General features: G+C 73.1%; 8 protein-coding genes. 1 reads left to right on the forward strand and 7 read right to left on the reverse strand.

Annotated elements, in window-relative coordinates; all coding sequences use genetic code 11:
• Nucleotides 1-186 precede the first annotated feature (186 nt).
• From obgE to rplU, 3 genes are all read right to left on the reverse strand, one after another.
• The gene (gene obgE / locus BX283_RS16040) at nucleotides 187-1,626 is read right to left on the reverse strand and encodes a GTPase ObgE (RefSeq protein WP_101388292.1); all 1,440 of its coding nucleotides are present in this window, start codon (nucleotides 1,624-1,626) and stop codon (nucleotides 187-189) included.
• 127 nt (nucleotides 1,627-1,753) lie between these two features.
• The gene (rpmA, locus tag BX283_RS16045) at nucleotides 1,754-2,008 is read right to left on the reverse strand and encodes a 50S ribosomal protein L27 (protein ID WP_049715810.1); all 255 of its coding nucleotides are present in this window, start codon (nucleotides 2,006-2,008) and stop codon (nucleotides 1,754-1,756) included.
• Nucleotides 2,009-2,022: 14 nt separating this feature from the next.
• Nucleotides 2,023-2,343: a 50S ribosomal protein L21 gene (gene rplU, locus BX283_RS16050; RefSeq protein ID WP_015033583.1), complete on the reverse strand. Its 321-nt coding sequence runs from the start codon at nucleotides 2,341-2,343 to the stop codon at nucleotides 2,023-2,025.
• A gap of 291 nt (nucleotides 2,344-2,634) precedes the next feature.
• Here rplU and BX283_RS16055 point away from each other — a divergent pair, with 291 nt between their 5' ends.
• Nucleotides 2,635-4,494, forward strand: coding sequence for a hypothetical protein (locus BX283_RS16055; RefSeq protein WP_257582914.1), 1,860 nt, complete (start codon nucleotides 2,635-2,637; stop codon nucleotides 4,492-4,494).
• A 437-nt stretch (nucleotides 4,495-4,931) separates the two neighbouring features.
• Here the strand turns inward: BX283_RS16055 and BX283_RS16060 are convergent, their stop codons facing one another.
• From BX283_RS16060 to BX283_RS16075, 4 genes are all read right to left on the reverse strand, one after another.
• Complete coding sequence (locus BX283_RS16060; RefSeq protein ID WP_101388294.1) at nucleotides 4,932-8,948, reverse strand: Rne/Rng family ribonuclease; 4,017 nt, start codon at nucleotides 8,946-8,948, stop codon at nucleotides 4,932-4,934.
• A 236-nt stretch (nucleotides 8,949-9,184) separates the two neighbouring features.
• A complete protein-coding gene (locus tag BX283_RS16065) occupies nucleotides 9,185-9,964 on the reverse strand; it encodes a TIGR03936 family radical SAM-associated protein (RefSeq protein ID WP_101388295.1) in 780 nt (259 codons plus the stop codon).
• Between the two features lie 400 nt (nucleotides 9,965-10,364).
• Nucleotides 10,365-11,153, reverse strand: a complete 789-nt coding sequence (locus BX283_RS16070; RefSeq protein ID WP_101388296.1) for a hypothetical protein — start codon at nucleotides 11,151-11,153, stop codon at nucleotides 10,365-10,367.
• A 74-nt stretch (nucleotides 11,154-11,227) separates the two neighbouring features.
• A complete protein-coding gene (locus BX283_RS16075) occupies nucleotides 11,228-13,156 on the reverse strand; it encodes a TIGR03960 family B12-binding radical SAM protein (RefSeq protein ID WP_101388297.1) in 1,929 nt (642 codons plus the stop codon).
• Nucleotides 13,157-13,165: the final 9 nt, after the last annotated feature.

Below are 13,165 nucleotides of genomic sequence, written 5' to 3' on the forward strand. Positions count from 1 at the left end.
CCGCCGCGGCCGTGGGGGCCGGACGCGGGGTTTTCCCCCGCCCCGCCCCTTCCCGAAAGCCTCCGGCGGTTGTCGGTCGGCTGCGGACCGTGCTGGGTTGCTCGCGCAGTTCCCCGCGCCCCTAAATACCTAGGGGCGCGGGGAACTGCGCGATCAGCCACCGACGGCCCGCGGACGACAGCGAACCTAGAACGGCTTGAACTCGTCGAACTCCTGCTGCGCCTCGTCCCGCTCCGCCTCGCGGTCCCGGCGCCGCTGGGCGGCGGGACGCGGGGCCTCCAGGCGGTGGTCCTCGCCACGGCGGCCCAGCATCTCCGCGCCCGCCATCATCGTCGGCTCCCAGTCGAAGACGACCGCGTTGTCCTCGGGGCCGATGGCCACGGCGTCGCCCGCGCGGGCGCCCGCCTTCATCAGCTGGTCCTCGACACCGAGGCGGCTGAGGCGGTCCGCGAGGTAGCCGACGGCCTCGTCGTTGTTGAAGTCGGTCTGGCGGATCCAGCGCTCCGGCTTCTCGCCGCGCACCCGGTACACCTCGGCCGCCTCGTCGTAGGTGACCGTGAAGCCCGCGTCGTCGACCGCCTTGGGGCGGATCACGATCCGGGTGGCCTCCTCGACGGGCTTGGCGGCACGCGCCTCGGCCACGATCTTCGCGAGCGCGAAGGAGAGCTCCTTGAGGCCGGTGCGGGCGACCGCGGAGACCTCGAAGACCTGGTAGCCGCGCTGCTCCAGGTCGCCGCGGATCATGTCCGCGAGGTCCTGGCCGTCCGGGATGTCGATCTTGTTGAGGACGACGATGCGGGGCCGGTCGTCGAGGCCGCCGTACTGCTTCAGCTCGGCCTCGATGACATCGAGGTCGGAGACCGGGTCGCGGTCGGACTCCAGGGTCGCGGTGTCCAGCACGTGCACGAGCACCGAGCAGCGCTCGACGTGCCGCAGGAACTCCAGGCCCAGGCCCTTGCCCTGGCTGGCGCCGGGGATCAGGCCCGGCACGTCCGCGATGGTGTAGACGGTCGAGCCCGCGGTGACCACGCCGAGGTTGGGGACCAGCGTGGTGAACGGGTAGTCCGCGATCTTCGGCTTGGCGGCGGAGAGGACGGAGATCAGGGAGGACTTGCCCGCGCTGGGGTAGCCCACCAGGGCCACGTCGGCGACGGTCTTGAGCTCCATGATCACGTCACGGGCCTCGCCGGGCTCGCCGAGCAGCGCGAAGCCGGGGGCCTTGCGCCGGGCGGAGGCCAGCGCCGCGTTGCCGAGGCCGCCGCGGCCGCCCTGGCCGGCGATGAAGGTGGTGCCCTGGCCGACGAGGTCGGCGAGCACGTTGCCGTCCTTGTCGAGGACGACCGTGCCGTCCGGGACCGGCAGGATCAGGTCCTGCCCCTCCTTGCCGGTGCGGTTGTCGCCGGCGCCGGGCTGGCCGTTGGTGGCCTTGCGGTGCGGGCTGTGGTGGTAGTCGAGGAGCGTGGTCACCGACTGGTCGACGACCAGGATGACGTCGCCGCCACGGCCGCCGTTGCCGCCGTCGGGGCCGCCGAGCGGCTTGAACTTCTCCCGGTGTACGGAGGCGCAGCCGTGGCCTCCGTTACCCGCGGCGACATGCAGCTCGACGCGGTCCACGAAGGTGGTCATGGGCTTGCCTCCAGTACGTACGGAATGTCGTTGTAATGCCGTGTTTCATTAGAAACACGCGAAAGGCGGACCTGCTTCCCGTACGGGGTCCGTACGGGAAGTGAGGTCCGCCTCACGAAAGAACCGGTCAGGCGACCGGAACGATGTTCACGACCTTGCGGCCACGGTGGGTGCCGAACTGCACCGCGCCGGCCTGCAGGGCGAACAGCGTGTCGTCGCCACCGCGGCCGACACCGGCGCCCGGGTGGAAGTGGGTGCCACGCTGGCGGACCAGGATCTCACCGGCGTTGACGGTCTGACCGCCGAAGCGCTTCACACCGAGCCGCTGAGCGTTGGAGTCGCGACCGTTCCGGGTGGACGATGCGCCCTTCTTGTGTGCCATGTCTCCTCAGTCCCTTACTTCGCAGCCGCGGGGATGCCGGTGACCTTGATCGCCGTGTACTGCTGGCGGTGGCCCTGGCGACGGCGGTAACCGGTCTTGTTCTTGTACCGAAGGATGTCGATCTTGGCACCCTTGTGGTGGTCCACGACCTCGGCCGTGACCTTGATGCCGGCCAGCACCCACGGGTCGCTGGTGACAGCGTCGCCGTCGACAACGAGCAGGGTCGAGAGCTCGACCGTGTCGCCAACCTTGGCAGTGGAAATCTTGTCAACCTCAACGATGTCGCCGACAGCAACCTTGTGCTGGCGACCACCGCTGCGCACGATGGCGTACACGCGGATCTCTCTCTCGCTCGGAACGGAACCCCTGAAGCCAGCCGCGTCACACGGGCGAGCCCGTGATGATCCGGAATGGACGAGCGGCCTCTCCCCGCTACCGCGAACGGTCGCCGGGAGGGAGGTGCTCAGGGGCGGGCGCGCATGGAAACACGCCGAGGGTCAAGGTTACGGGCCGCTTTCCCAGGGGTCAAACCAGCCGATGACCGACCGGTAGGGCCGGGCCCGGGGCCGAGGTGTCGGTGGTCACTGATTCAATAATCACTCGTGCACCTGCGTTCGCTGCTCTCCATGCCCCGCATGCTCCGCCACGGCTCGTCCGTGGGCGCGGATCTGCCGCCCGACGAGGCCGTCACCGTCGACGCCCCGGACGGCCCGATGGGCGAGGCGCTGGCCGCCGTGCACGCGGGCGACCGCGGCCCGGCCGCCGCCCTGCTCGCCGGGACCCGTGAGCGCGCCGAGTGGGAGCGCCGCAGCACCTACGTCACCCAGCTCGCCGCGGCCGCCCTGCACAGCCCCGGCTGGCTGGACGGCTGGCTCGCCGAGTCGCCCGAGGACCCCGACGCGGTCCTGGTCAAGGCCGAGCTCTGCGTCCACCAGGCGTGGGAGATACGCAGCGCGGCACGGGCCAGGGACGTGGCGCCGGAGCAGTTCCAGGCGTTCTTCGCGCTGCTCGGGGACGCCGTCCCGGTGGCGTCCGCGGCCGCCCGGCTCAACCCCACCGACCCGGTGCCCTGGCAGATCGCGCTCACCCACGCCCGGGGCAGCCAGGCCCCGCGCGAGGTGTTCGACGCGTACTGGGCGGAGGCCGTGGCCCGCTCCCCGCACCACTACGGCTGCCACGCGGCGGCCCTGCAGTACCTCTCCGAGAAGTGGTACGGCTCGCACGGCGAGATGTTCGCCTTCGCCGAGCGGGCCGCCGAGAGCGCGCTGCCGGGCTCCAAGCTGCACGCGCTGCCGCTGCTCGCGGCCGTCGAGTACGTGGTGGTCTCCGACGACCCGCGCCAGAGCCCCGTCGAGCGGGCCAGGATCGACGCGGCCGTCGAGCGCGGCCTCGAACTCTCCGCCTGGTACGAGCCGGGCGACCCGGACGCGGCGGACTTCCGCAACCACCTCGTCCTGATGCTGATCCTGCACGAGCGGTGGGCCGAGGCGCTGGACGTGTTCCGGGCGATCGGGGTGCGGGCGCGCACCTATCCCTGGGCGTATCTGGGCGAGCCGCGCACCGAGTTCGTGGAGCTGCGGTCGGGGGTGCGGATGCAGCTGGCTTCGCGGACGCCGCTGTTCTCGCGGGCGGGGCGGGTGGGCGGCCCGGCCTCGGTCCGGGGACCGGGTTCCGCCGGTTCCGCCGCCGCGTCCGGGGACGCGCGCACCCCCTCGCTCCGCTCGCTCGCGATAGCCGCGGCGCCGCCGCACGAGGTCGCCGAGGCCGCGCTGATGTGCGGGGTCTCGCTGCGGATCGCGCCCGCGCCGCCCGGGATGAGTTACGTGGAGCTCGTCCCGGACCCCTCGCCCGGGCGGCGCGCGGCGCTGGCCCGCGACGACCGGCTGACGGCGGCGGCCGACAGCTTCACCACGGGCGAGAAGTGGGCGGCGCTCGTCCTGCGCCGCACCGGGCCCCGGTACGGGTTCACGCTCCTCCAGAAGGGCAAGGAGACCGCCGCCCACCAGTGGGACCCGGCGGCCCCGGTCACCGACCACGCGGTGGCGGCCTCGACCGCGCAGGCCCTGGCGGCGGCGTTCTCCGTCCGCGACGCCCGGCCGCTGGTGACGCTGCTGCGGGGCGCGGACTCCCCCGCCCGCCGCCAGGCCGACCTGGTGGCGGCGCTCGGCCTGCCGCCGCTGCCGGCGGGGTTCGGCGAGCGGGACGAGGTGCTGCGGACCGTGCCCGGCGCCCAACTCCTGGCCCGCCGGGGTGTGTTGCGCGGCATCCGCGACTCCCTGTCCACGGACCTGGGCACTCCGGCGATCCCGGTGCCGCGTCCGCGCCGCTGGTGGCGCCTGCGGGTCGCGGCGCTCGCGGTGCTGGTCCCGGCGTCCGTGTACGCCTGGACGACGCCGGACTGCTACCGCGCGACGATCCCCACCCTGGCGTCCCTGTTCCTGGCGAGCCAGCTGCGCACGGCGTGGCGGGGCCGGGGCGGGGGCTGAGCGCCGCTGTGCCCGGGCTTTGTCTGCGGGCGGGTGGGTGGCTGGCCGCGCCCCCTATTTGCCCGACCTTCACCTGCGGGCCGGTGGTGGGTTGCTCGCGCAGTTCCCCGCGCCCCTCAATTCGGCCCGGCCTTCACCTGCGGGTCGTGGGTGGTTGCTCGCGCAGTTCCCCGCGCCCCTAGGGGGTTTCCCGCTGCCGGAGAATCCAGCTCAGCCACAGGCTTTTAGGGGCGCGGGGAACTGCGCGACCAGCCCACCACGGTCCGCAGATGAACGAGGGTTTCTAGGGGCGCGGGGAACTGCGCGAGCAACCACCCACCGGCCCGCAGGTGAACCCCCGGCCCGAAGCCGCCCACCCGCCCGCGGGCGAACGCGAAGGCCCGGCCCCGGGTAACCCGGGGCCGGGCCTTCGGTGGTGCGGCTCGCCGCGACCGGCGTCAGCTCTCCGTCGGCACCGGCTCGGCCGCCGCCTTCTTCGCGGGCTTCTTCGCCGTCGTCTTCTTCGCCGCGGTCTTCTTGGCCGCCGTCTTCTTGGCGACAGCCTTCTTCGCGGTGGCCTTCTTGGCCGTCTTGCGGGCCGTCTTCTTGGCCGGGGCCGCCTCGTCCGCGACGGGCTCGGCCTCGGGCGCCGGGGCGCTCTCGACCACGAGCACCGCCGCCTCCTGCGCACCCGACGGCGAACCGGCGGGAGCGGTGGCCTTGCGGGTCACCCGGCGACGGGCCCGCGGCGGGGCGGCGACGGGCGCCTCCTCGACGACGGGCTCGGCCACCGGCTCGGCCACCGGCTCCGCCGCGACCGGCTCGGCCACGACGACCGGCTCCGCCACGACGGCCTCCACCACGACCGGCTCGGCCGCGGCGGGCGGGCCCGCGGGGGCGGTCGCCTTGCGGGTGGCCCGGCGACGGGTACGGCCGCGCGGCGCCTCGTCCTCGATGAACGACGCGACCGTGACCGGCTTCGGCTCGGGCTCGGCCACCGGCTCCGCCGCGACCGGCTCGGCCTCGGCGACCGGCTCGGCGCCCCGCTTGGGCGCACCGGCCGGAGCCGACGCCTTACGGGTCGCCCGGCGACGGGAACGGCTGCCACGCGCCGCGGCCTCCGCCTCGGCGGCGCTGCTGTAGAGCTCCTCGTCCGGCACGAACTCCGGCTCGGCGAGCGCGACGGGGGCCGCGACCTCGGCCGCCACCTCCGCCTCGGTCTCCACGGCCTCGGCCTCGACGGCCTCGTGCTCGTGCGCCTCGTGGTCGTGCTCGGCGCCGCCCCGGCCGCGCTTCTTGGAGCGCTTGCCGTTGCCGCCGCCACCGACGCCGGTCGGCTGCTCCATGTGCACGATCACACCGCGCCCGTTGCAGTGGACACAGGTCTCGGAGAACGACTCCAGCAGGCCCTGGCCGACCCGCTTACGGGTCATCTGGACCAGGCCCAGCGAGGTGACCTCCGCGACCTGGTGCTTCGTACGGTCGCGGCCCAGGCATTCGAGCAGGCGCCGCAGCACCAGGTCCCGGTTGGACTCCAGGACCATGTCGATGAAGTCGATGACGACGATGCCGCCCAGGTCGCGCAGCCGCAGCTGGCGCACGATCTCCTCGGCCGCTTCGAGGTTGTTCCTCGTCACGGTCTCTTCGAGGTTGCCGCCCTGGCCGGTGAACTTGCCGGTGTTGACGTCGACGACGATCATCGCCTCGGTCTTGTCGATCACCAGCGAGCCGCCGGACGGCAGCCAGACCTTGCGGTCCAGCGCCTTCGCCAGCTGCTCGTCGATCCGGTACGTCGCGAAGACGTCGACCTCGGAGGTCCACCGGGAGAGGCGGTCCACCAGGTCGGGCGCCACGTGCGAGACATAGCCGTGGATGGTGTCCCAGGCCTCGTCGCCGCTGACGATGACCTTGGTGAAGTCCTCGTTGAAGATGTCGCGCACGACGCGGACGGTCATGTCCGGCTCGCCGTACAGCAGGCTCGGCGAGCTCGTCGAGATCTGCTTGGCCTTCTGGGAGATCTCCTCCCACTGGGCCTGCAGGCGCTCGACGTCACGGCGCAGCTCGTCCTCGCTCGCGCCCTCGGCGGCGGTGCGCACGATGACGCCCGCGTCCTCGGGGACGATCTTCTTGAGGATGGTCTTCAGCCGGGCCCGCTCGGTGTCCGGCAGCTTGCGGCTGATGCCGGTCATCGAGCCCTCGGGCACGTACACGAGGTAGCGGCCGGGCAGCGAGACCTGGCTGGTCAGACGGGCGCCCTTGTGGCCGATCGGGTCCTTCGTCACCTGGACGAGGACCGACTGGCCCGACTTGAGGGCGGCCTCGATGCGGCGCGGCCCGTTGGCCATGCCCAGCGCCTCGAAGTTGACCTCACCGGCGTACAGGACGGCGTTGCGGCCCTTGCCGATGTCGACGAAGGCGGCCTCCATCGACGGCAGCACGTTCTGGACCTTGCCCAGGTAGACGTTGCCGACGTACGAGGTGGCCTGCTCCTTGTTGACGTAGTGCTCGACCAGCACGTTGTCTTCCAGGACGCCGATCTGGGTGCGCTCGCCGCTCTGGCGGACGACCATCACGCGCTCGACGGCCTCGCGGCGCGCCAGGAACTCCGCCTCGGTGATGATCGGCACCCGGCGGCGGCCCTGCTCGCGGCCCTCGCGGCGGCGCTGCTTCTTCGCCTCCAGACGGGTCGAGCCCTTGATGGACTGCACCTCGTCGGACGGCTCGGCCTTCTCGCGCGCCGGACGCGGCTCGCGGACCTTGACGACGGTGCGCTCCGGGTCGTCCTGACCCGACTCGTGGTCGCCCCCGTCACCACTGCGGCGACGGCGCCGACGACGGCGACGGCTGCTGCTGGTACCGGCGGCGGACGGGGTGTCGTCGGACTCCTCGTCCTCGTCCTCGAACGCCTCGGCCTCGCCCTCGGCGGACTCCTCCGACTCCGACTCCTCCGAGTCGGCGGACTCGCCCCGGCGACGGCGGCGGCCACCGCGGCGGCGACGGCGCGAGGGACGGTCGTCCTCGTGCTCCTCGGCCTCGGCGCCCTCCGGCTCCTCCTCGGCGGATTCGGCCTCGTCGGCCTCCTCGGCCACGGGGGCCTGCGGCTCGGGCGCGGCCTCGGCGCTCTCGCCACGACGGCGGCGGCGACGGCGCGAACCGCCCTGCGGCTCGGCCTGCTCGACGACCGGCTCGGCCTGGACCTCGGTCTCCTCGAGCTCCTCCTCGTCCGGCACCTCGGCGGCGGCCTGGGCGGCGGCCGCGGCGGCGGTCTCCGGGGTCTGGAACATCGGCTCGTGGAAGACCGGCGCCTGGAAGACGGCGACGGCGGGGCGGGTGGCGCGGCGGCGCGAGCGGCCACCGGTCTCCGGCTTCTCCTCGGCCTGCGGCGCCTGTGCCTTGACGGGCTCCTTCACCGGCTCCTTCGCGGTCTCCTCGGCGGCGGCCGGGGTGAACTGCGGCGCGGTGGCCTTACGGGTGGCACGGCGACGGGTACGCCCACGGGGCGCCTCGTCCTCGGTGGCCTCGGCGGCGATCTCCTCGGCGACCGGGGCCTCGGCCACGACGGGCTCGGCGACCACGACGGCCTCGGCCTCCTCGGCGGCCTTGGGCGCACCGGCCGGAGCCGTCGCCTTACGGGTCGCACGACGACGGGTCCGGGCGGGAGCGGCGGGCTCCTCGGCGGCGGCCACGACAGCGGCCTCCTCGGCCGGGGAGGCGACCGGGTCCTCGGCGGCGACGGCCGGCGGCGCGCCGATGGCGGCCGGGGCCTCCTCGACGGCCGGGGCACCGGCGGGCGCGGTGGCCTTGCGGGTGGCACGGCGACGGGTGCGCGCCGGGGCGGTGGGCTCCTCGACGGCCTCGGGCTCGACGGCGGCCTCGGGCTCGACGGCGGCCTCGGCCACGGCAGGCTCGGCGGCCACGACGGCCTCGGCCTCCTCGGCGGCCTTCGGCGCACCGGCCGGAGCCGTGGCCTTACGGGTGGCACGGCGGCGGGTGCGCGCCGGAGCGGCGCTCTCCTCGACGGCCTCGGGCTCGACGGCGGCCGGGGTCTCGACAACCTCGGGCGCCTCTTCGGCGGCAGCGGCGGGCGCACCGGCCGGAGCGGTCACCTTGCGGGTGGCGCGGCGGCGCGGACGCGCCGGGGCGGCCTCCTCGGCGGCGGGCGTCTCGGCCGCGGCCTCGGCGGCGGCCGGAGTCTCCTCGGCAGCGGCGGCAGCGGCGGTCCCACCCGCCGGAGCGGTCGCCTTACGGGTCGCACGGCGGCGGGGGCGCGCCGGAGCGGCTTCCTCGGCGGCCGGCGACTCGGCCGGGGCCTCGGTGGCCGCGGCGGCGGTCTCGGGCGCGTCGGCGCCCGCGGCTCCCGGCGGACCGGCGGGCCGCGACGCGGCGCGGCGCCGGCGGCGCGGCGGCAGCGTGTCGCTGGGGCTGTTGTTGTCGTCCCCGGTCACACCGGGTTCGTTCTTCTCGTTCTCAAGCATGCGGGCGTAGCTCCCGTCACGCTCCCGGGCGCCGCGCCTTGTTCCGGTCCGGCGGCACGTCCGCGTGATGTGCGCGGGTGCCGCCGTCCGGGGCGCGGGCGCCGCACGGGAGCTGATATGTCCGGCTCGCCGGTTCCGTACGCGATATACGTACGGCCTGGCGAAAGTCTCCTGGTCAGTGCGCGGCCCGACCCAGGTGGCTCCCGAGTACCAGGGCTGCGCTACAACGACTGCCCTTACGCGGCGGGACCTTCCGGCGCCGTCGCAGAAGCGGTCCCGGCGGCCTTGGGTGGAGCGGCCGGGGCTGCCTCGCGGTCGGGCGCGAGCGGGTCGGTCACCGTGCCGGACTCCTCGTCGAAGAGCCCCTGCGCCAGCCTGGTCACCGCTGCGGGGACCGGCGGCGCCAGGTCGGCCACAGCTCGGAGACCGGACAGGACGTCGTCGGGTCGCACGGCAGGTGTCAGGTGCCGTACCACCAGGCGCAGTATCGCACAGGGCTTGTCCACGGGCCTATCAGCCTGTGGAGGAAGCGCCTGGAGTCCGGCGACCGCGGCGCGCGTGTCGAAGGTGCGCATGCCGTTCTTGGTGCGGCGCTGGACCTCTACGGTCTCGGCGGCGAGGAAGGCCTCGACGGCCTTCTCGGCGTCCTCGACGGCGACGCCGTCGAGCCGCATCTCCCAGATGGAGGCGGTCAGCCGGTCGGCGAGGCCCGAGGTGCGGGCCTCCACGGCGTCGGTGATGTCGAGCCCGGTGGGCAGCGACTCGTCGAGCAGCGTGAGCAGCGTCGCCGGGTCGCGGTGCTCGGTGAGCGCGATCTCCAGGTACTCGGCTTCGGAGCCGGTGCCGGTGGGGGCGGCGTTCGCGTACGAGACCTTGGGGTGCGGGGTGAAGCCGGCCGAGTACGCCATGGGCACCTCGGCGCGGCGCAGCGCGCGTTCGAAGGCGCGCTGGAAGTCGCGGTGGCTGGTGAACCGGAGGCGGCCGCGCTTGGTGTAGCGCAGTCGGATGCGCTGCACCGCAGGTGCGGGCGGCGGGCCTTCGGGCTGTCGCTTGCCCAGTGGTTCTTCTCCTCGTGCGGGGCGGGCGCGGTGGGCGCCGCCCACCTGTCCTGTGGGGGCCCTCCGGCCGCGGCCCGCGCGCCGCCCGGCTCATCCCTCCGTCTTGTGGAGGGAGATCTCGGGGGCGGGCACCGCTCCGGAGGCAGTAGTTGTACTACCCAGAGTACGCGTCGGATGCGGTGCGGGGTTCCGCGCGGGCGGGTCCGGTGGTTCGGCTGCGGACCGTCTGTGGCTGGTCGCGCAGTTCCCCGCGCCCCTGGAAGCGCCCCCTCGGGGCGCCCAGGGGAATTGCCGCGGAGCGGCATTTTCAGGGGCGCGGGGAACTGCGCGACCAGCCCACCACCGGCCCGCAGCCGAACTACCGAACCTGCTTGGCAGCACCGAGCGCCCGACGCACCGTCTCGCGGGCCGAGGTGAGCGCCTCGCGGGCGGCCCGAGCCGCCGGGGCCCACACGGCATCCCGCACCCAGTGCACAACAGGCGCGCACACCGTCCGCCACACCCACCGCACCGGCCGCCCCACCAACTGCCAGCCGAGCCACTTCAGCCCGCGCCCGAACGCCCGCGAAATCTGCCCGGCGATCCGCCAGGCGTGCCCGAACGCGTCGGCGACCTCGCGCGCGACGACCGCGATGACATGCCCGACGGGCGTCAGCACACGCCGGTAGAACCACCCGAGAGGTACCACAAACAAGATCAAACCCACTCGAACGAGGGCAGTTCCGATCACGGAGACGACCGCGCCGACACCCCGGGCCACCCACGCGATGGCGTGGCCCAGCGGAGTGAACAGGTGCCGGTACAGCCACAGCACCGGGACGACCACCGCGTACCGCCACACCGGTACCACCACCCACTGCCACAGCCATGCCAGCGGCACCACCACCAGCGTGCGCACCAGCCAGGCCAGGCAGTGGCCCAGGAAGGTGAGGGGGACGACGAACAGCGTGTGGCCCAGCCACTTCAGCGCCCGGCCCGTGGGGCGCAGGAGCGTGCGGTGGATCGCGCGGACCGTCGCCGCCAGCACGTCCCAGATCATGCGGACCGGGACGACCACCACCAGGACCACGATCCGTACCGGGATCCGGATCGCGACGGTGAGGCAGCCCTCGGGCTGCCTCGGTGGCGGCTGCTGCTGGAGTTCCATGCACGTCAAGACGCGGCAAAGGCCCCGCATCGTTGCGATGCGGGGCCTGCCGTGATCAACCGGTGATCGAGTGGTTACTTGACGACCGTCAGCGGGAGCAGCTTCTTGCCGGTCGGGCCGATCTGGATCTCGGTCTGCATCTGCGGGCACACGCCGCAGTCGAAGCACGGCGTCCAGCGGCAGTCCTCGACCTCGGTCTCGTCCAGGGCGTCCTGCCAGTCCTCCCAGAGCCAGTCCTTGTCGAGACCGGAGTCCAGGTGGTCCCAGGGCAGGACCTCCTCGTACGTGCGCTCGCGGGTGGTGTACCAGTCGACGTCCACGCCGTACGACGGCAGCGTCTTCTCGGCGCAGGCCATCCAGCGGTCGTAGCTGAAGTGCTCGCGCCAGCCGTCGAAGCGGCCGCCGTCCTCGTAGACGGCGCGGATGACCGCGCCCACGCGGCGGTCGCCGCGCGAGAGGAGGCCCTCGACGATGCCCGGCTTGCCGTCGTGGTAGCGGAAGCCGATGGAGCGGCCGTACTTCTTGTCGCCGCGGATCTTGTCGCGGAGCTTCTCCAGACGGGCGTCCGTCTGCTCGGCGGAGAGCTGCGGCGCCCACTGGAACGGGGTGTGGGGCTTGGGGACGAAGCCGCCGATCGACACCGTGCAGCGGATGTCGTTCTGGCCCGACACCTCGCGGCCCTTGGCGATCACGTTGACCGCCATGTCGCCGATCTGGAGGACGTCCTCGTCGGTCTCGGTGGGCAGGCCGCACATGAAGTACAGCTTCACCTGGCGCCAGCCGTTGCCGTACGCGGTCGCCACCGTACGGATCAGGTCCTCTTCGGAGACCATCTTGTTGATGACCTTGCGCATGCGCTCGCTGCCGCCCTCGGGGGCGAAGGTCAGACCGGAGCGACGGCCGTTCCTGGTCAGCTCGTTGGCGAGGTCGACGTTGAAGGCGTCCACGCGGGTGGAGGGGAGGGACAGACCGATCTTGTCCTCCGTGTACCGGTCCGCGAGGCCCTTGGCGATGTCACCGATCTCGGTGTGGTCGGCCGAGGAGAGGGAGAGCAGGCCGACCTCTTCGAAGCCGGTCGCCTTCAGGCCCTTCTCCACCATCTCGCCGATGCCGGTGATGCTTCGCTCCCGCACGGGGCGCGTGATCATGCCGGCCTGGCAGAAACGGCAGCCGCGGGTGCAGCCGCGGAAGATCTCGACGGACATGCGCTCGTGGACGGTCTCCGCGAGCGGCACGAGCGGCTGCTTGGGGTACGGCCACTCGTCGAGGTCCATGACGGTGTGCTTGCTGACCCGCCACGGCACGCCCGACTTGTTCGGGACGACCCGGCCGATGCGGCCGTCGGGCAGGTACTCGACGTCGTAGAACGCCGGGACGTAGACGTTGCCGGTCCTGGCGAGGCGGAAGAGGACCTCTTCGCGCCCGCCGGGGCGGCCCTCGGCCTTCCACGCGCGGATGATCTCGGTCATGTCGAGCACGGCCTGCTCGCCGTCGCCGATGACCGCGCAGTCGATGAACTCCGCGATCGGCTCGGGGTTGAAGGCCGCGTGGCCGCCCGCGAGGACGATCGGGTCGTCGATGCCGCGGTCCTTGGACTCCAGCGGGATGCCCGCGAGGTCCAGGGCCGTGAGCATGTTGGTGTAGCCCAGCTCGGTGGAGAAGCTGAGGCCGAAGACGTCGAAGGCGCCGACGGGGCGGTGGCTGTCCACGGTGAACTGGGGCACCTTGTGCTCGCGCATCAGCTCTTCCATGTCCGGCCACACGCTGTACGTGCGCTCGGCGAGGACGCCCTCGCGCTCGTTCAGCACCTCGTAGAGGATCATGACGCCCTGGTTGGGCAGCCCGACCTCGTAGGCGTCCGGGTACATGAGCGCCCAGCGGACGTCGCAGCTTTCCCACGGCTTGACCGTGGAGTTCAGCTCACCGCCGACGTACTGGATCGGCTTCTGCACATGCGGGAGCAGGGCTTCGAGCTGTGGGAAGACGGACTCGGCGGCAGTCATCTCGACGAA

This window comes from Streptomyces sp. TLI_146 (genome assembly GCF_002846415.1).
Lineage (GTDB): Bacteria > Actinomycetota > Actinomycetes > Streptomycetales > Streptomycetaceae > Streptomyces.